Annotated in this window: 18 protein-coding genes; 4 read left to right on the forward strand and 14 right to left on the reverse strand. The window is 60.1% G+C overall.

Features of this window, described 5'->3' with window-relative positions; translation table 11 throughout:
• Positions 1 to 274 precede the first annotated feature (274 nt).
• Positions 275 to 673 carry a DUF6124 family protein gene (locus FQ185_RS02860; protein WP_149416163.1) on the reverse strand — a complete coding sequence of 133 codons (399 nt, stop codon included), beginning with the start codon at positions 671 to 673 and terminating at the stop codon, positions 275 to 277.
• A 486-nt stretch (positions 674 to 1,159) separates the two neighbouring features.
• Between FQ185_RS02860 and FQ185_RS02865 the strand changes: the two genes are divergently transcribed.
• Entirely contained in the window at positions 1,160 to 1,549 is a 390-nt protein-coding gene (locus tag FQ185_RS02865) for a helicase (RefSeq protein WP_149416164.1), read from the forward strand.
• Between the two features lie 52 nt (positions 1,550 to 1,601).
• On the opposite strand, the gene FQ185_RS02870 is transcribed toward FQ185_RS02865, so the two are convergent.
• From FQ185_RS02870 to exbB, 6 genes are all read right to left on the reverse strand, one after another.
• A complete protein-coding gene (locus FQ185_RS02870) occupies positions 1,602 to 3,002 on the reverse strand; it encodes an aminoacyl-tRNA deacylase and HDOD domain-containing protein (protein ID WP_149416165.1) in 1,401 nt (466 codons plus the stop codon).
• A 78-nt stretch (positions 3,003 to 3,080) separates the two neighbouring features.
• Complete coding sequence (recG, locus tag FQ185_RS02875; protein ID WP_149416166.1) at positions 3,081 to 5,156, reverse strand: ATP-dependent DNA helicase RecG; 2,076 nt, start codon at positions 5,154 to 5,156, stop codon at positions 3,081 to 3,083.
• 9 nt (positions 5,157 to 5,165) lie between these two features.
• Entirely contained in the window at positions 5,166 to 6,095 is a 930-nt protein-coding gene (locus FQ185_RS02880) for a hydrogen peroxide-inducible genes activator (protein WP_149416167.1), read from the reverse strand.
• 266 nt (positions 6,096 to 6,361) lie between these two features.
• Complete coding sequence (locus FQ185_RS02890; protein WP_149416168.1) at positions 6,362 to 7,108, reverse strand: energy transducer TonB; 747 nt, start codon at positions 7,106 to 7,108, stop codon at positions 6,362 to 6,364.
• Positions 7,105 to 7,533 carry a TonB system transport protein ExbD gene (gene exbD / locus FQ185_RS02895; protein ID WP_149416169.1) on the reverse strand — a complete coding sequence of 143 codons (429 nt, stop codon included), beginning with the start codon at positions 7,531 to 7,533 and terminating at the stop codon, positions 7,105 to 7,107. The genes FQ185_RS02890 and exbD overlap by 4 nt, the downstream gene beginning before the upstream one ends.
• A gap of 6 nt (positions 7,534 to 7,539) precedes the next feature.
• Positions 7,540 to 8,520 (reverse strand): tonB-system energizer ExbB, encoded by a 981-nt coding sequence (exbB, locus tag FQ185_RS02900; RefSeq protein WP_149416170.1) that lies wholly within the window; start codon positions 8,518 to 8,520, stop codon positions 7,540 to 7,542.
• A gap of 189 nt (positions 8,521 to 8,709) precedes the next feature.
• On the opposite strand from exbB, the gene FQ185_RS02905 reads away from it, so the two are divergent.
• Complete coding sequence (locus FQ185_RS02905; RefSeq protein ID WP_149416171.1) at positions 8,710 to 9,567, forward strand: SDR family oxidoreductase; 858 nt, start codon at positions 8,710 to 8,712, stop codon at positions 9,565 to 9,567.
• A 78-nt stretch (positions 9,568 to 9,645) separates the two neighbouring features.
• Here the strand turns inward: FQ185_RS02905 and FQ185_RS02910 are convergent, their stop codons facing one another.
• The 6 genes from FQ185_RS02910 to FQ185_RS02935 form a co-directional block, all read right to left on the reverse strand.
• The gene (locus FQ185_RS02910) at positions 9,646 to 10,386 is read right to left on the reverse strand and encodes a hypothetical protein (RefSeq protein ID WP_149416172.1); all 741 of its coding nucleotides are present in this window, start codon (positions 10,384 to 10,386) and stop codon (positions 9,646 to 9,648) included.
• Between the two features lie 58 nt (positions 10,387 to 10,444).
• Positions 10,445 to 10,825, reverse strand: coding sequence for a RidA family protein (locus tag FQ185_RS02915; protein WP_149416173.1), 381 nt, complete (start codon positions 10,823 to 10,825; stop codon positions 10,445 to 10,447).
• A gap of 24 nt (positions 10,826 to 10,849) precedes the next feature.
• A complete protein-coding gene (gene spoT / locus FQ185_RS02920; protein WP_149416174.1) occupies positions 10,850 to 12,955 on the reverse strand; it encodes a bifunctional GTP diphosphokinase/guanosine-3',5'-bis pyrophosphate 3'-pyrophosphohydrolase in 2,106 nt (701 codons plus the stop codon).
• Between the two features lie 56 nt (positions 12,956 to 13,011).
• A complete protein-coding gene (rpoZ, locus tag FQ185_RS02925; protein ID WP_007894670.1) occupies positions 13,012 to 13,275 on the reverse strand; it encodes a DNA-directed RNA polymerase subunit omega in 264 nt (87 codons plus the stop codon).
• Between the two features lie 167 nt (positions 13,276 to 13,442).
• Complete coding sequence (gmk, locus tag FQ185_RS02930; RefSeq protein WP_149416175.1) at positions 13,443 to 14,063, reverse strand: guanylate kinase; 621 nt, start codon at positions 14,061 to 14,063, stop codon at positions 13,443 to 13,445.
• Positions 14,064 to 14,075: 12 nt separating this feature from the next.
• Complete coding sequence (locus FQ185_RS02935; RefSeq protein WP_149416176.1) at positions 14,076 to 14,939, reverse strand: YicC/YloC family endoribonuclease; 864 nt, start codon at positions 14,937 to 14,939, stop codon at positions 14,076 to 14,078.
• Between the two features lie 269 nt (positions 14,940 to 15,208).
• On the opposite strand from FQ185_RS02935, the gene rph reads away from it, so the two are divergent.
• Positions 15,209 to 15,931 carry a ribonuclease PH gene (gene rph, locus FQ185_RS02940; RefSeq protein ID WP_046045041.1) on the forward strand — a complete coding sequence of 241 codons (723 nt, stop codon included), beginning with the start codon at positions 15,209 to 15,211 and terminating at the stop codon, positions 15,929 to 15,931.
• 29 nt (positions 15,932 to 15,960) lie between these two features.
• Positions 15,961 to 16,329 carry a DUF4870 domain-containing protein gene (locus FQ185_RS02945; protein ID WP_149416177.1) on the forward strand — a complete coding sequence of 123 codons (369 nt, stop codon included), beginning with the start codon at positions 15,961 to 15,963 and terminating at the stop codon, positions 16,327 to 16,329.
• Positions 16,330 to 16,387: 58 nt separating this feature from the next.
• Here the strand turns inward: FQ185_RS02945 and FQ185_RS02950 are convergent, their stop codons facing one another.
• On the reverse strand, positions 16,388 to 17,167 hold the full coding sequence (locus FQ185_RS02950) for an exodeoxyribonuclease III (RefSeq protein ID WP_007934608.1): 780 nt from the start codon (positions 17,165 to 17,167) through the stop codon (positions 16,388 to 16,390).
• Positions 17,168 to 17,194 lie beyond the last annotated feature (27 nt).

Genomic DNA, 17,194 nt, shown 5'->3' on the forward strand with positions numbered 1-17,194 from the left:
GAGCGATGTGCCGCACCGACTCAGCATTGAGTTGTGCTGGTGCAAAGTACCGAGGTGCAGAGGCACTTCAAGACCTACGAGGCAAAATCGGACACCTCCTACGTGCGTCTCGGAAATAGGGAAGATAACTGTGCTGGTTTTTGCACTCCCAGCTGTGTGCTGGACACCGTAACGCGAAAACCCCGATGGTGAGGAACACACACACACACACACACACACACACACACACACACACACACACACACACATCGGGGTTGTTTACTGCTTGTTGCAGTTAGCAGGCTCGGCTTTGTTGTTTGGTGAGTATCGCCGCCATTTCCGGTTCATCCAGATGATCCAGTGCTCGTTCCACTAACAAATGCACGCCATCGGCCATGCGGCTGAGCGCCAGGGCTACAGAACGGCGTGAACCGTCTACATCGTCGGCAAGGCCGGCGGCGATGGCGCTGATGGACAGTAGGTCTTCCGAGGCGTTGGCGAGGAGGGCTTCAGTGTTGATGTCGGGGCAGACGCTGAAGAGGCCGCCATTGCGACGTTTAGATTTTTTATCAGGCGGTGTGCCGAGATGATGGTCGAGTGCGCGTTCAGCTGCTTCGTGGAGTTTTTTGGAATCGAAAGATTCGTAGGGGGATATGGCTTCGTGTTCTGGGGGATTCGGTGTTGGCTTGATCATTGATGTAGCTCCTGGAATTAAGAGACCGACACCGTTTCGCTTTGCACTTCGAAAGAGGTGGCAGCTGTGCGTTGGTGTGCAAGACCGATCCAGGAACCGGCAGACCCGAAGGTCTCCGACGCACAGCCGCCATAACGACCGGCGAGCATAGGAAAACGCTCGACGAATAGCCATAAGCAATTACGCACCTGGGTTCGGACTTGCACGTCCGTGTCACCGATTTTGCGGCGACGAACAAAGCCTATCGATGAAGCCCAGGGCTGCCTAGTTCACGAACAGCACCGCGTGTTGAAGGAAACATCCGATGGAGTCGAGCGTAGAAAGATCAAAATATCTTCGCTTTTAAACAGCTGGTTCCGTCAATGACTTGGTAGTCATCAGCGCCAAAAAATACGGCATCTTCTTCTAATACTGCGCAATGGTGGCGTTCTTGCTTGAAGCCGCTACACTGCCCCGGCCGTTCATTTTCCTTTTGAGGCTGTGCGCATGAAATTTCGTTTTCTGCTGTGGATGCTGGGTTTGTTGATGGGTAAGGCCAGTCGGACTAATCCTGCGTTTCAGCAGCAGTTGGGTGACAAGGAATTGGTGTTTCAGTTACAGACACTGGACGGGAAAGTGGCGCGGCATTTCTTTGTGAAGGATCAGCGCATTACCAGCAAGTCCGGCGTGTATGCCGAGCCTGCGTTTGCGATTGCCTTTAAAGATGCGGCGTATGGTTTTGCCACGATGCGGGCGAAGAACAAGCAGTTGGCGTTCATGACGGGGATTCAGGACAAGTCGATTCAGATCAAGGGCAACCCGGCGCTGGTGATCTGGTTTCAGGGGTTGAGCAAGTATTTGAAGCCGCGCAAGGCGAAGGCCAAAGCCAAGGCTTGAGGTCTGTCAGTTAGACCGAGGTGGATTCATCGCGGGCAAGCCCGCGATGCTTTTAGGCCTGTGTGAATTGCGAAGCCAATTCGCGCAGCAGGACTTCTGCGTCGAGGACTTTGCTGACCACGTCGTTGGCTTTGTCGCGGGTCAGGCCGACGCGCTCCAGCAAGGCGTCGGGGATGTCTTCATCCGGGCCGGACCCAATCCCGCGACTACGCAGCAGGCGCACAGCCAGGCAGACGAGGTTCGGGTACTCGGCGTAATCGCCGTCGTAACCCGGGTCGTGCTGGAAGCGCAGCGCGGTGGCCAGTTCGTCGGGCATGTCCCAGTAGCGCATCAGCCACGAGCCGATCTGTTCACGGCTGATGCCCAGCAAGTGCTGCTCGACGTAGCTGTGGCACAGGTGCGGGTTGACCTCCAGGTGGCGGCAGATCAGCGAGAAGTGCGGCGGGAAGACGTGGGCCAGCAGCAAGTAGCCGAAGTTGTGCAGCAGGCCGGCGAGGTAGGTCAGGCCGGCTTCCGGGCGCTGGGCGCGGGGCATGGCGCGAGTCAGGCCTTCGATGACGGCGGCAGTGTAGATCGATTGCTGCCAGTACGGTGTGGTGTGTTGCGGATGGTCTTTGGGCAGGCTCAGGGTTTTGCCCAAGGCCAGGCCTAGCGCCAGGTTGATCACCAGGTCGAAACCCAGCACCCGGACGATGGCGTCTTCCACTGAACGAATCTTGCCCGGCGACGCGTAGTACGGCGACGCTGCCCAGCTGACGACTTGTGCGGCCAGGGCCGGGTCGGTTTCCACCACGCCGGTGATGTCGTCGATGGTGGCGTTGGGGTCGACCCGCAGTTTGATGATCTTCTGCGCAGTCTCGGCCAGCGGTGGAATCTCGATGGTTTCTTCCAGACGTTGCTGGATGCGTCGTGCGGTGAACGCCTGGACGGCCTGGGTGATTTCCTTGCGGTCATCATCGGGGCGGTCGAGGTTCGGGCGGATGCTGGTCAGGTTCTCGCTGAAGTTGGCAGCGCTGGCCTTGGTCAGCATGGTTTTGAACGCTTCGCTGGTGATTTCCAGCAACACACCCGACTCCCCCGAATTGATCAACAACTTCGGTTCGCGCAGCAGGCTTGCTTCATACAGGCACGGCGAACTGGTGAGCGCCGGCAGACCGGGGAGCAGGCTCAGGCTGTGTTTGCCGAGCATTTTTTCCAGGCGTTCGGTGGGCACGGCGGTGAGGCGGCGGCCGGTGAGTTCGGTGAGCCGGTTGAGGTCCAGCAATTGGCTCTGCGCGAACAGCACCATCAGAGAGCCGACGGCGTCATCGACCAGAACCGCCTGGACCTTGCGCGAGGCGTTCAAGCCGTGGTGCTCGAGAACTTCTTCGTAGGCAATACCCAATTTGCCCAGCAGCAGCCGAATAACCGACGGAGCGTGCGGGGTGGCGGGTGCGAGGGCAACTTCGGTCATGGTTTGTATCCGTTCTGAAACAATTGCGGAAGTATAACCAGCTTGTTTAGCGCCAGGGTCCAGAAACTGCGACGGTGCTCACACTTGGCCGTATTGCTGCCCGTGGCGCAACCAGCGGTCCAGCAGCGGGCTGACGTGATCGGGCCAGCGTTCAAGTAAAGCCTGGGCGGCATCGCGCACGGCGGGCAGCAGATCGGCGTCGCGCATCAGGTCGGCGACCTTGAATTGAAGCAGGCCGGTCTGGCGTGTGCCGAGCATTTCGCCGGGGCCGCGCAGCTCGAGGTCTTTCTCAGCGATGACAAACCCGTCGTTGGTTTCGCGCATGATGCCTAAACGCTGACGGCCGATCTGTGACAGCGGCGGATGGTAGAGCAGCACGCAATGGCTGGCGGCGCTGCCTCGACCGACACGACCGCGCAACTGGTGCAATTGCGCGAGCCCGAGGCGTTCGGGGTTTTCGATGATCATCAGGCTGGCGTTGGGCACGTCGACGCCGACTTCGATCACCGTGGTCGCGACCAGCAGTTGCAGGTTGCCGGCCTTGAACTCGGCCATCACCGCAGCTTTTTCGACGGGCTTCATGCGCCCGTGGATCAGCCCGACCTTCAGTTCGCCGAGGGCGGCAGTCAGGTCTTCGTAAGTGGTTTCGGCGGCTTGGCAGGTCAGCTCTTCCGACTCTTCAATCAGCGTGCACACCCAATAGGCCTGACGCCCTTCGGCACAGGCGCCGCGCACCCGCTCGATGACTTCGACGCGCCGGGTATCGGTGATCAGCACGGTGTTCACGGGGGTGCGACCGGGCGGCAGTTCGTCGAGGATCGAGGTGTCGAGGTCGGCGTAGGCGCTCATGGCCAGCGTCCGTGGAATCGGCGTGGCGGTCATGATCAGCTGGTGCGGGCACATCCGCCCGCCAACACCCTTCTGTCGCAACGCCAGTCGCTGCTGCACGCCGAAGCGGTGCTGTTCGTCGATGATCGCCAGTGCAAGGTTCTTGAACTGCACTTCGTCCTGGAACAACGCGTGGGTGCCGACCACCATTGGCGTGCCGCTGGCGATCTGTTCCAGCGCGGCGGCACGGTTTTTACCCTTGAGTTTGCCGGCCAGCCACGCGACTTCAATGCCCAGCGGTTCGAGCCAGCGCTTGAAGGTGATGAAGTGCTGCTCGGCGAGAATTTCGGTGGGCGCCATCAGTGCAACCTGGTAACCAGCCTCCAATGCCTGAAGCGCGGCGAGGGCGGCGACCACGGTTTTGCCCGCGCCGACGTCACCCTGAATCAGCCGCAGCATCGGTTCGTGCTGGCTCATGTCGTAGGCGATTTCGTTGCCGACGCGTTGTTGTGCGCCCGTCGGCGCGAAGCCCAGATTGGCCAGATACTTGGCCGGCAGCCTGGTGGCTTTCGGCATCGCCGGGGCGCGCAGGGAACGCATGCTCTCGCGCAGACGTTGCTGGGACAGTTGATGGGTCAGCAGTTCTTCGAAGGCCAAACGATGCTGCGCCCAGTGATGACCGAGGGCGAGTTCGTCGACGTCGGCATCGGCAGGGGGGTGATGCAGGTAGCGGATCGCATCGGCCAGCGGCGCCAGTTGATAGTCCCGGGCCAGTTCGGTTGGCAGCCAGTCGGGCAGGCTGGTTGGGCCGAGCATCGTGAGGGTTTGCATGCACAGTTGGCGCAAACGCTGCTGGGTCAGGCCTTCGGTGAGCGGGTAGACCGGGGTCAGGGTTTCATCCACGGGTGGCGGCTCGTCGCCGGTGATGGCGCGATATTCCGGGTGGTAGATCTCCAACCCCGACGCACCGGGCCGCGCTTCGCCGTAGCAACGAATGCGCGTGCCACGCTTGAGGCCTTCTTTCTGGGCGTTGCTGAAATGGTAGAAGCGCAGGCTGAGCCCGCCGGTGCCGTCTTGTAGACGTACAACGAGGCTGCGGCGACGGCCCATGACCACGTCGGCGCCGCTGACGGTGCCTTCGATCACGGCGTCTTGTCCGGGTCGTAAATGGCCGATCGGGACCACGCGAGTGCGGTCCTGATAACGCAGCGGCAGATGGAACAGCACGTCCTGGAGATTCTCCAGGCCGACCTTGGCCAGTTTCTCGGCCATGGCTTCGCCGACACCCTTGAGTGTCGTCACCGACACTTGCGATAACTCGGTCATGACAGCGACTTAAGCCGCAACCACCGGCACCGACGGCTTGGCCACCGAGCACAGGCGAATGGAGTCAGCGAGGATTTCGATCGCCTTTGGCCGCGGAAAGCTTGCGCGCCAGGCAATGGCCACGGTGCGGAATGGCACCGGCGGCGTCAGTGGGCGCACTTCGATCACGCCGGGGGCGTAGTGATGACTGTCGACCGCCGACAGCGGCAGGATCGAAATGCCGAGGCCTGAGGCGACCATGTGGCGGATGGTCTCCAGCGAGCTGGATTCCACCGTGGTGTGCTTGGCGCCGTCGTTGCCTTTGGCCAGGGTCGGGCAGGCTTCCAGCACTTGATCGCGGAAACAGTGGCCTTCGCCGAGCAGCAGCAGGCTCTTGTCGTTGAGCAGGCTGGCGTCGATGGATTCTTTTTGCGTCCACGGGTGCTGGGCCGGCATCAGGACGTAGAACGGTTCGTCGTAGAGCTGCAGGGTCAGCACGTCGGCTTCGTTGAACGGCAGGGCGATGATGATCGCGTCGAGCTCGCCGTTGCGCAGTTTGTCGCGCAGCACGTGGGTGAAGTTTTCTTCGATGTACAACGGCATCTGCGGGGCGACCCGGTGCAGTTGTGGAATCAGGTGCGGAAACAGGTACGGGCCGACGGTGTAGATCGCGCCGACTTTCAGCGGGGCGGTCAGCTGGTTCTTACCGGCCTGGGCCAGTTCGCGGATGCCTTGGGCCTGTTCCAGCACTTTCTGCGCCTGGGCGACAATGCCTTCCCCGACTGGGGTCAGGCGCACGGCACTCTTGCTGCGCTCGAAAATCAGCACACCGAGTTCGTCTTCAAGCTTTTTCACGCCCACCGACAGGGTCGGTTGGCTGACGTGGCAACGCTCGGCCGCGTGGCCGAAGTGCTGCTCTTGGGCGAGGGTAACGATGTAGCGTAATTCTGTAAGAGTCATAGCGAGCGTCCATGAAGTTGCGGGCCAAGCATACCGGCTGCAATCGATAGACGCACGTTATCAGACTGTGTGTGTCGAGTGACACAGGGCAATGCGGGTTTGGCGTTTCCGGATATGCAAAAGGCACCTTTCGGTGCCTTTTATGGTTGTTACATAACCCTGTGGGAGCGAGCCTGCTCGCGATGGCGGTTTAACAGTCAATGAAGATGTTGAATGTTATGGCCTCATCGCGAGCAGGCTCGCTCCCACATTGGTTCGGCGATGTCTTAGCGTCGACGTTCCAGCGAGTAAACAAATGGTGCAACGATTTCGATGGAGCCGTTGTTCAGCATGTCGGCCGGTGGCTTGGGCAGCGGTTGGGCGCGTCGGATCATTTCCAGGGTGGCCCGGTCCAGATCGGCGTTGCCGGAGCGACCCACCAGTTCGAATGACAACACATTGCCTTCAGCATCCACCACGAAGCGCAGACGGTTCATGCCTTCCTTGCCCCGCGCCTGTGCACTGGCCGGGTACTTTTTGTACTTGGCCAAGTGAGCGAGCAGAGTGCCTTGCCAACTGGCCTTGGCCGCTTGCTGCGCCGGTGATGGACCCGGTGCCGGCTGAGCGGATTTCTCCGTCGGTGCCTGAGTCGGTTGCGCATCGCTCGGTTTTTCTTCGGATGGTTTTTCCTTCGGCGGCTCCGGTTTTTTCTCCACAGGCTTGGGCGGTTGAGGCTTCGGCTTGGGTTTGACCGGTTTCGGCACCGCAATCTCGGCTTTGGGCACTTCAGCCAGTTTCGGTATTGGCAGTTCTTCCACCGGGGCGGGTGGCTGTGGCGGCGTTATCACCTTCGGCGGTGCCGGCGGTGGCGGGGCCGGAACCGGTGCCAACTCGACCATCATCGCTTGCGGTGGCAGTTCGATGGGCGGATGCACCGACCAGTTCAGCGCCAGCGCAATGGCCAGCGCATGGATGCCCAGCACCACGGCCAGGCTCGTGCCGTAACGCGTCAGCTTATGGCGCGTCGTGATCATTTCTTGACTGCCGTCTCGAGCCCGACCAGACCCACCTTCAGGTAACCGGCGGAGCGCAGGTTATCCATCACGCTCATCAGGTCGCCGTAATCCACGCCTTTATCGGCCTGGAAGAAGATTGTCGTGTCTTTTTTGCCCTTGGTCTTGGCGTCGAGCGTGGCGCCGAGTGCTTCGGCCTTCACTTCTTCTTCGCCGAGGTACAGGCGTTGGTCAGCCTTGACGCTGAGGAACACCGGTTTCTCTGGTCGTGGCGCCGGTTTTGCACTGGAGGCGGGCAGGTCAACCTTGATGTCCACGGTGGCCAACGGGGCGGCCACCATGAAGATGATCAACAGCACCAGCATCACGTCGATGAACGGCGTGACGTTGATTTCGTGGTTCTCGGCCAGATCGTCGTCTGCGCCTTCTTTCAAATGCAGGCCCATGGCCGATTACCCCACTTTCACCATGTGCGGTTGCGAGCTGCGCTCAGGCTGGTGGTCGAGGTCGCGGCTGACCAGCAGCAGGACTTCTGCCGATGCGTCCGATACTTGCGCCTTGTAACCGGCAATGGAGCGGGCGAAAACGTTGTAGATCACAACGGCCGGAATCGCTGCAACCAGACCCAACGCAGTCGCCAGCAGGGCTTCGGCAATGCCGGGGGCCACGACAGCAAGGTTGGTGGTCTGGGTTTTGGCGATGCCGATAAAGCTGTTCATGATCCCCCACACGGTGCCGAACAGGCCGACGAACGGCGCGGTAGAACCGATGGTGGCGAGTACGCCGGTGCCGCTGCTCATGTTGCGACCGCAGGCTGCAACCAGGCGCTCGAGGCGGAAGGCGACGCGTTCCTTGATGCCTTCTTTCTCGCGGCTGTTGGTCGACAGGTGCATTTCTTCCAGCGCGTCGTGTACCAGCAAATTGGCGAGGGTGCCGGGCTTGGTGGCGGTAGCGCTGGCTTCTTTGAGGGTGGTGGCCTTTTTCAGGTGGGCGATTTCAGTGCGCAGACGACGCTTGGCGCCCATCAGCTCGAAACCCTTGGCGATCCAGATGGTCCAGGTGATGATCGACGCGATGGCCAGGCCGATCATCACGATTTTCACGATGATGTCGGCGTTCTGGTACATGCCCCACGGCGACAGGTCGTGGGCCATGCCCAGGGTGTTGTCGGCTTCGAGGACTTCAGGAGCGTCTTCGGCGAGGGTGTCCACGGCTTGGGCCGGGTCGGTTGTGGTCGGGGTAACGGCCGGTGCCGCGTGATCGGCTGGAGCTGGAGCTGGAGCTGGAGCCGCAGTGGCAGCCGGGGCGGCTGGTGCTTGTGCGTCAGCGAAAGCGGCGGTTGGCGCCAGCATCAGGCTGAGCAGCAGGGCGGCCACCGCGCTCCAGGCGCGAGGTCGTTTGGTTGGCGAAGCGGGGAATTGATTGCGTGTCATGCTGGCCGGACCTGAGAAAAGAAAACGGTAGATGCTCTTCCAGGCCTCGTGAGGCCGAGAACAAAAGTGGCGGGCATTATTGCAAATAATTCTTGTTAACAGAAGTAATAGAGTATCTTTTTTTCCCGCATTACTAGCCGCTCGTCCATTGCCAGCGCTAGTCTGTGCCTTTCCAATGGGAGTTTTCTGATGTCCGCGCCCTCTGTTTTGATCGCCGGCTGCGGTGATGTTGGTAGTCGTCTGGCCACGCAATTATTGGCTGGCGGGTGGGAGGTTCACGGCTTGCGGCGTGATGTCTCGCGTGTGCCAAAGGGTGTGATTGGCGTTGCTGGCGACTTGTTCAATAAAGACTGCCCGGTGACCTGGCCCATCGGTGCGGTGGATTATCTGGTGTATTGCGCCGCCGCCACCGATCACGATGAGGCCGGTTACCGCGCCGCTTATGTCCAGGGTTTGCAGCACGTGTTGGAATGGCTGAACGACTACGGGCAAGTGCCCAATCGTCTGCTGTTCGTTTCCAGCAGCAGTGTGTATGGGCAGCAGGAGGGCGAGTGGGTCGACGAGACTTCGCCGACCATTGCATCAGGCTACTCGGGTCGATTGATGCTGGAGGCCGAGCAAGTTGCACTCCAGAGCGGCATCCCGGCCAGCATCGTGCGCTTGACCGGCATTTACGGCCCCGGCCGCGAGTGGCTGCTGACGCAGGTGCGTCGCGGCTATCGCGTGGCCGTTGACCCGCCGCTGTATGGCAACCGTATTCACGCTGACGATGCGGCGGGATTGATGGCGTTTCTGCTTGAAGCGGATCGACGCGGGGTTGCGTTAGATGACATCTACATTGGCGTGGACGACGCGCCGGCGCCGCTGGCCGAAGTGGTGGGGTGGTTGCGCGAGTATCTGGGCGTGACGGAGTGGGCTGACGACGCGAGCGTGCGGCGCACAGGCAGCAAGCAATGCAGCAATGCACGGGCGAAGGCCCTAGGCTGGACGCCAAAGTACCCAAGCTATCGAGAAGGCTACGCCGCCATTCTCGAAGGACGCTGCTGACCCCCATACACCCTAAAACAACTGTGGGATCGCCGCACCGCCGCTCCCACAGGGTTATCTGTTGGCTTCAGAGCCGGGTTACTGCTTTTCCAGCAACCACTTGCGCTCACCCGGCGTGAACTGAGGCATTTCGTCTGCCTGCGCCGTGTTTACCGCCTGGAGAATCTCCAGCTCCTTGCCCTTGCGCGCAAAGATCCAGGTATTGCCCTGGCCGTTCAGTTGCAACCACATGTTGTCGTTACCGCCGCTCATCGACGCGCAATCGCCCGCCAGACACAGGGCATAGCGATCCGCACCCGGCAGACCGGCAACCTGACCGTCAGCCTGGAATTGCACCGTGTTGCCTTCACCGGGGCCGCTGACGACTTTCCAGCTGCCGCCCATGTAGGACGAATACAGCGCACGTTCGAAACTGGCGCCCATCGGCGCGCCGTCCGGCACAGGAATCAGTGCGCGGTCAAAGACCTGCTCCGGTTCGTTGTCGCTGGCGGTTTGGCTCAGTTGCTTGCCATCACGCTTCAGCTCGCTGGCGGAGCTGCCATAAAAGTCGACTTTCCAGGCGCCGGACTCTTCGCCCAGCAGCTTGCCTTCGACGTTTTCAAAACCATTGGTGTAGCGAGCCTGGCCGGCCTTGGTGTTGACGTCCCATTCCAGATTCGGGCCATAAGCCTGGAGCGCTTCACGCAGGGGGGCGCCTTTGGATGCAGCATTGATCGCCACCTGGTTGATCCAGGTGCCGCTGATGTCACGGTCGGCAGGGTTGCTGGCACAACCGCCCAGGAGTAGGGCGAGCAGCGAGAGAGCTAGCGCTTGGCGCATGGTGGAATCCTTTCAGAACGAAGTCAGCGCAGTCCTGCTGAGGACTGCGCCGTACGCATTACTCGATGACCAGAATGGCATCCATTTCAACCTGCGAACCCTTTGGCAGGGCCGCTACACCGATGGCGGCGCGTGCAGGATAAGGCTGGTCAAAGTACTTGCCCATGATCTCGTTTACCTTGGCGAAGTGGCTCAGGTCGGTGAGGAAGATGTTCAGTTTGACGATATCTTTGAACGAACCACCGGCAGTTTCGGCCACGGCCTTGAGGTTCTCGAACACCTGGACGGTCTGGGCTTCGAAGCCTTCAACCAGTTCCATGGTTTTTGGGTCCAGAGGAATTTGACCCGACATGTAAACGGTGTTGCCAGCCTTGATCGCCTGGGAGTAAGTACCGATGGCGGCCGGGGCCTTGTCGCTGGTGATAACAGTCTTGGTCATGAATGACTCCTTGTAATAGTTGGCTTAGGCACGCATACGGGTGATGCGAATCACCCCGGTCAGTGCACGCAGTTTCTTGATCACGCGGGCCAGGTGTACGCGGTCGTGCACGCTGACCACCAGTTGGACCACGCTGATGCGACCATCGCGTTCGTCCATGCTGATTTTTTCGATATTGCCGTCAGCCGCGTTGACGCTGCTGGCCAGCAGGGCGATCAGGCCACGCTGGTGTTCCAGCTCGACGCGCAGCTCGACGTTGAATTCGCCGGTGACATCCTTGGCCCACGAGAGCTGGATGCATTTTTCCGGGTTGTGGCGGATTTCGCTGATGTTGCGGCAGTTGTCCAGGTGCACGACCATGCCTTTGCCCGCAGACAGGTGGCCGACAATCGGATCGCCCGGGATCGGTGTGCAGCACTTGGCGTAACTGAGCACCAGGCCTTCGGTGCCGCGAATCGCCAGCGGGCCTTCGGCACTCGGCAGCTGTTCGCCTTCACCCAGCAGTCGGCGGGCGACCACGTAGGCCATGCGATTGCCCAGGCCAATGTCTTCGAGCAGGTCTTCGATCAGTTCGAGGCGGTACTCGGTAAGCATCGCCTTGACGCGCTCGGCCGGGACTTTTTCCAGCGAGCTGTCGAAACCGTTGAGGACCTTGTTCAGCAGACGTTCGCCAAGGCTGATGGACTCGGAGCGGCGTTGCAGTTTCAGTGCGTGGCGGATGTGAGTCCGTGCCTTGCCGGTGACCACGAAATTGAGCCACGCCGGATTCGGACGAGCGCCGGGTGCGCTGACGATCTCGACCGTGGAGCCGCTTTGCAGGGGTTCGGACAGCGGTGCGAGACGTCGATTGATCCGACAGGCAATGCAGCTGTTGCCCACATCGGTGTGCACCGCGTACGCGAAGTCGACCGCCGTGGAGCCTTTGGGCAGCTCCATGATCCGGCCTTTGGGCGTGAACACGTAGACCTCGTCCGGGAACAGGTCGATCTTCACGCTCTCGATGAATTCCAGCGAGTTGCCGGCCCGTTGCTGCATCTCCAGCACGCCTTTGACCCACTGGCGGGCGCGGGCATGTGTGCCTTTTGGCTGCTCGTCGCCGCTGGATTTGTACAGCCAATGGGCGGCGATGCCGTTGTTGGCCATCTCTTCCATTTCGCGGGTGCGGATCTGGATCTCGATCGGAACACCGTGCATGCCGAACAATGTGGTGTGCAGCGACTGATAGCCGTTGGCCTTGGGAATCGCGATGTAATCCTTGAAGCGCCCCGGCAACGGTTTGTACAAATTATGCACAGCACCCAGCACGCGGTAGCAGGTATCGACCTTGTCGACGATGATCCGAAACGCGTAGACGTCCATGATCTCGTTGAAAGCCCGACGCTTGCCGCGCATTTTCTTGTAGATGCCGTAGAGGTGTTTCTGACGTCCGCTGACCTCGCCCTGGATTTCATCAATCGCCAGGCAGTGGCTGAGGGACTCTTCGATCTTGTTGACGATTTCCTTGCGGTTGCCCCGGGCGCGTTTGACCGCCTGGTTGATCCGCGCCGAACGCATCGGGTGCATCGCCTTGAAGCCGAGGTCTTCGAACTCTATGCGGATGGCGTGCATGCCCAGCCGGTTGGCAATGGGCGCATAGATTTCCAGGGTTTCCTTGGCGATCCGTCGGCGTTTTTCGCCGGACAGGACTTCCAGCGTGCGCATGTTGTGCAGGCGGTCGGCCAGTTTGACCAGGATCACGCGAATGTCGCGCGCCATGGCCATGGCCATTTTCTGGAAGTTTTCGGCTTGGGCTTCGGCTTTGGTCTCGAAGTTCATCTGGGTCAGTTTGCTGACCCCGTCGACCAGTTCGGCCACGGTTTCGCCGAATTGCGCTTGCAGCGCTTCCTTGGCAATACCGGTGTCTTCGATCACGTCATGCAGCATGGCTGCCATCAAGCTCTGATGGTCCATGTGCATGTCGGCAAGAATATTCGCCACTGCAAGAGGATGCGTGACGTACGCCTCACCGCTACGGCGGCGTTGGCCGTCGTGGGCTTGTTCGGCGTAGAAGTACGCTCGGCGGACCAGGTTGACCTGGTCCTTGCCGAGGTAGGTCGATAAGCGATCGGCGAGGGCGTCTATGCTCGGCATGATGAATCCTGCCGTTCGCTGTGACCCCGCGCCGTGCTACGTCGACCAGGCATGGCTTAGACTGCCTCGTTGGACTCGTCCTCGAACGCTGCGAACAGCGGTTCGTCTTCGACGATTTCAGCGTTGGCGATGAACTCGTAGCTCATCAGGCCTTCAGCGATTTCACGCAAGGCTACAACGGTAGGCTTGTCGTTTTCCCACTGAACCAGTGGCTCTTTGCCGCCGGTGGCCAGTTGACGGGCACGCTTGGTAGACAGCATGACCAGCTCAAAGCGGTTTTCCACGTGGTTTAGGCAATCTTCAACGGTTACGCGGGCCATGGTATTCCTCGGAGCGAATGCAATATGCGCGCTGCCCGGTTGGGCGAGCGGACTCAACAGTTTAAAAAATCACCAGCGTTTAGGGAAGCGCTGATTTTTTGACCAAGCCCTTCAACGCGCTGCAAGTAGCAATGTAAAGCCCTTGCAGCGGTTTTGGGAAGAGCGGTTTAGCCGAGCAATTCAGCCAAAAGTTTTCCGTGACGCTGCTGTTGACGCTTCTGATGCAGCTGATTGGCACGGAAAATCGCCTGCAAATCCTTCAGCGCGTGGGCGAAATCGTCGTTGATGATCAGGTAGTCGTAGTCGACGTAATGGCTCATCTCGCTGACGGCTTCGCGCATCCGGCCGTCAATGATCTCGTCGCTGTCCTGGCCGCGATTGGTCAGGCGCTGGTGCAAGGCCTGCAGGGACGGCGGCAGAATGAAGATAGAGCGGGCTTGTGGCATCAACTTGCGCACTTGTTCGGCGCCTTGCCAGTCGATTTCCAGAATCAGGTCGTGGCCCTCGTCCAGAATCTGCTGCAGGTGGCTTTGAGAAGTGCCATAGAGGTTGCCGAAGACTTCGGCGCGCTCAAGGAAATCGCCATGTTCAATCATCTTCACGAACGCTTCGCGCGAGACGAAATGGTAGTTCACGCCGTTCACTTCACCGGGGCGCATGGCGCGGGTGGTGTGGGAGACGGAGACGCGGATCTCCTGATCGGCGTCGGTCAGGGCCTTGACCAGGCTGCTCTTGCCCGCGCCCGAAGGTGCAGAAATGATGTACAGGGTGCCAGTGCTGTGGGTCATGTCGGGTTTGCCTTACTCAATATTCTGCACTTGTTCGCGCATCTGCTCGATCAACACCTTGAGGTTGACCGCCGCCTGGGTGCTGCGCGGGTCGAAGGCTTTGGAGCCCAGTGTGTTGGCTTCGCGGTTGAGTTCCTGCATCAGGAAGTCCAGGCGCCGACCGGCAGCGCCGCCGGATTTGAGCACCCGGCGAACTTCGATGATGTGAGTGCTCAGGCGATCCAGTTCTTCGGCGACGTCGCTTTTTTGCGCGAGCATGACCATTTCCTGCTCCAGCCGTTGCGGATCCATCTCGGCCTTCATGTCGGCGAAACGGTCGAGGACTTTCTGGCGCTGGGTGGCGAGCATCTGCGGGACCAGTTCACGCAGGGTCACCACGTCTTCTTCAATAGAGGTCAGTCGTTCGTTGATCAACCGCGCCAGCTCCGCGCCTTCGCGCTCGCGGCCGGCCTTGAGTTCTTTCAGGCATTCGTTGAACAGTGCGAGTGCTTCGGCATTCAAGGCTTGCGGGTCAGTGGCGTCGCCCACCAGCACGCCGGGCCAGGCGAGAACTTCCAGTGGATTCAGCGCTGCCGGATTTTTGATCAGGCTGGCAATCGTCTCGGCGGCAGCGACCAGTTGCGCGGCGCGTTCGCGATCAACTTGCAGCGGTTTGTCGGTGTTTTCTTCGGTGAAGCGCAGGGTGCATTCGAGCTTGCCCCGGGAGATTCCCTGGCGCAGGGCCTCGCGGACCGCGCCTTCGAGGTCGCGAAACGACTCCGGCAGACGCAGGTGCGGCTCCAGGTAGCGGCTGTTGACCGAGCGCAGTTCCCAGCTAAGGGTGCCTTGGGCGCCGGCTTTCTCGACGCGGGCGAAGGCGGTCATGCTGTGCACCATGGAGGTACCTCGCAATGCAGGTTCATGCGTTACCAAAGGTTTCGCAGGCCTGATCTATATGAATTTAAGCCCAGAGGCAGCAAAGGCGCAGGATTGTAGCGCAGTGGGACGAATGCGCCCAAACACACGGCGTGACAAAGGGCTGCAGGCCGTCGGTAAAGCGCTATTGCGGGCCTTCAGTCGTCGGGGGATTTTTTAGAAGTGCCCACTCGCGGCCCTGCGGCTCTATAATGCTCCGCAGTTTTCCGTCCCCCGTACAGGTATTCCCTATGAAACGTCCAAGTGGTCGCGCTGCCGATCAGCTCCGCTCGATCCGCATTACCCGCAACTACACCAAACACGCCGAGGGATCTGTACTGGTCGAGTTCGGTGATACCAAAGTCATCTGCACCGTCAGCGTCGAGAACGGCGTGCCGCGTTTCCTCAAAGGTCAAGGCCAAGGCTGGTTGACCGCTGAATACGGCATGCTGCCGCGCGCCACTGGCGAGCGTAACCAGCGTGAAGCGAGCCGCGGCAAACAAGGCGGCCGCACCCTGGAAATCCAGCGTCTGATCGGTCGTTCCCTGCGCGCTTCTCTGGACATGTCCAAGCTAGGCGACGTCACCCTGTACGTCGACTGCGACGTGATCCAGGCTGACGGCGGCACCCGCACCGCGTCCATCACCGGCGCCATGGTTGCATTGGTCGATGCCTTGAAAGTGATCAAGAAGCGTGGCGGCCTGAAAGGCGGCGACCCGCTGAAGCAAATGATCGCTGCCGTTTCGGTGGGCATGTATCAGGGCGAGCCGGTGCTTGACCTCGACTACCTGGAAGACTCGGCTGCCGAGACTGACTTGAACGTGGTGATGACCAGCACGGGCGGTTTCATCGAAGTTCAGGGCACTGCCGAAGGCGCACCGTTCCAGCCTGAAGAGCTGAACGCTATGCTTGAGCTGGCGAAGAAAGGCATGAGCGAAATCTTCGAGCTGCAAAAGGCTGCACTGGCCGACTGATCGGAACCGCTCCAGGCAAGGAGGACGTTATGAGTGACGAGCAAGAGCTGCTTCCCATCCCTAGCAAAGAGGTTCGGCAGTGGGCGATGTTTTGTCACTTGTCCGCCTTGCTGGGGATCTGGATACCGTTCGGCACGCTGATCGGGCCGCTGATTCTCTGGCAGATGAAGCGCGAGATGGACCCTTTCGTCGATGCGCAGGGCAAGGAGGCGCTGAACTTTCAGATCACCGTCGCCATTGCTTCTGCTATCTGCTTCTTGTTGATGGTGGTGATCATCGGGTTCTTCCTGTTTGGTTTGCTCGCGATCGGTGCGCTGGTGCTGACGATCATTGCTGGCGTGAAAGCCAATGAAGGGGTGCCTTACCGGTATCCGTTCACCTGGCGGCTGATCAAATAAATCGCAGGCACAAAAAAACCGACATTGCTGTCGGTTTTTTGTGTCTGCGAAACGACGCTTAAATGGTCAGCGTCCAGTCGTAGTCCACGATCAGCGGTGCATGTTGCGAGAACCGTGGCTGACGTGGCAGGCGTGCGCTACGAACAAAGCGGCGCAGGCCCGGGGTCAGCAACTGGTAGTCGAAACGCCAACCGAGGTTGAGCATTTCAGCCTGTTCGTTATCCGGCCACCAGCTGTACTGGTCGCCTTCACGGCTGACTTCGCGCAGTGCATCGACATAACCCATATTGCCGACAATCTCGTCCATCCAGGCACGTTCAGGTGCCAGGAAGCCCGGGGATTGCTGGCTGTCGCGCCAGTTCTTGATATCCAGCTTTTGTTGCGCTACGTACAGCGAGCCACAGTAAATGTACTCGCGACGTTTGCGTCGCTGTTTATCCAGATAACGGGCGAAATCGTCCATTAGCTTGAACTTCTGGTTCAAGTCTTCATCGCCATTCTGCCCCGAAGGGAGCAGCAAGGTCGCGATGCTGACCTTATCGAAATCGGCTTGCAGGTAGCGCCCGTAGCGGTCGGCTGTCTCGAAGCCGAGACCACTGATGACTGCCTTCGGTTGCAGCCGCGAATACAAAGCCACGCCACCTTGGGCGGGAACTTCGGCTTCGCAGGCATAAAGGAAGTAGCCATCCAGTTGGAAGGCTGGATCGTCCAGTTCAAAGGCGGAGGCGCGGGTGTCCTGCAGGCAGATGACGTCGGCATTCTGTGCTTGCAGCCAACTGAGCAAACCTCGCTCCACTGCAGCCTGAATACCATTGACGTTCACACTGATGATCCGCATAAATGGCCCCAAAAATCGCGTGCGTGT

Source organism: Pseudomonas sp. ANT_H12B, assembly GCF_008369325.1.
Lineage (GTDB): Bacteria > Pseudomonadota > Gammaproteobacteria > Pseudomonadales > Pseudomonadaceae > Aquipseudomonas.

What these genes read in the sequence shown, in the direction of transcription:
- FQ185_RS02935 (WP_149416176.1), bottom strand. Translation starts at nt 14,939, where the DNA reads ATGGTGCACAGCATGACCGCCTTCGCCCGCGTCGAGAAAGCCGGCGCC.
- gmk (WP_149416175.1), bottom strand. Translation starts at nt 14,063, where the DNA reads ATGACCCACAGCACTGGCACCCTGTACATCATTTCTGCACCTTCGGGC.
- FQ185_RS02890 (WP_149416168.1), bottom strand. Translation starts at nt 7,108, where the DNA reads ATGATCACGACGCGCCATAAGCTGACGCGTTACGGCACGAGCCTGGCC.
- FQ185_RS02860 (WP_149416163.1), bottom strand. Translation starts at nt 673, where the DNA reads ATGATCAAGCCAACACCGAATCCCCCAGAACACGAAGCCATATCCCCC.
- spoT (WP_149416174.1), bottom strand. Translation starts at nt 12,955, where the DNA reads ATGCCGAGCATAGACGCCCTCGCCGATCGCTTATCGACCTACCTCGGC.
- FQ185_RS02905 (WP_149416171.1), top strand. Translation starts at nt 8,710, where the DNA reads ATGTCCGCGCCCTCTGTTTTGATCGCCGGCTGCGGTGATGTTGGTAGT.
- recG (WP_149416166.1), bottom strand. Translation starts at nt 5,156, where the DNA reads ATGACCGAGTTATCGCAAGTGTCGGTGACGACACTCAAGGGTGTCGGC.
- exbD (WP_149416169.1), bottom strand. Translation starts at nt 7,533, where the DNA reads ATGGGCCTGCATTTGAAAGAAGGCGCAGACGACGATCTGGCCGAGAAC.
- FQ185_RS02945 (WP_149416177.1), top strand. Translation starts at nt 15,961, where the DNA reads ATGAGTGACGAGCAAGAGCTGCTTCCCATCCCTAGCAAAGAGGTTCGG.
- FQ185_RS02865 (WP_149416164.1), top strand. Translation starts at nt 1,160, where the DNA reads ATGAAATTTCGTTTTCTGCTGTGGATGCTGGGTTTGTTGATGGGTAAG.
- FQ185_RS02880 (WP_149416167.1), bottom strand. Translation starts at nt 6,095, where the DNA reads ATGACTCTTACAGAATTACGCTACATCGTTACCCTCGCCCAAGAGCAG.
- FQ185_RS02910 (WP_149416172.1), bottom strand. Translation starts at nt 10,386, where the DNA reads ATGCGCCAAGCGCTAGCTCTCTCGCTGCTCGCCCTACTCCTGGGCGGT.
- rpoZ (WP_007894670.1), bottom strand. Translation starts at nt 13,275, where the DNA reads ATGGCCCGCGTAACCGTTGAAGATTGCCTAAACCACGTGGAAAACCGC.
- FQ185_RS02915 (WP_149416173.1), bottom strand. Translation starts at nt 10,825, where the DNA reads ATGACCAAGACTGTTATCACCAGCGACAAGGCCCCGGCCGCCATCGGT.
- FQ185_RS02950 (WP_007934608.1), bottom strand. Translation starts at nt 17,167, where the DNA reads ATGCGGATCATCAGTGTGAACGTCAATGGTATTCAGGCTGCAGTGGAG.
- FQ185_RS02870 (WP_149416165.1), bottom strand. Translation starts at nt 3,002, where the DNA reads ATGACCGAAGTTGCCCTCGCACCCGCCACCCCGCACGCTCCGTCGGTT.
- exbB (WP_149416170.1), bottom strand. Translation starts at nt 8,520, where the DNA reads ATGACACGCAATCAATTCCCCGCTTCGCCAACCAAACGACCTCGCGCC.
- rph (WP_046045041.1), top strand. Translation starts at nt 15,209, where the DNA reads ATGAAACGTCCAAGTGGTCGCGCTGCCGATCAGCTCCGCTCGATCCGC.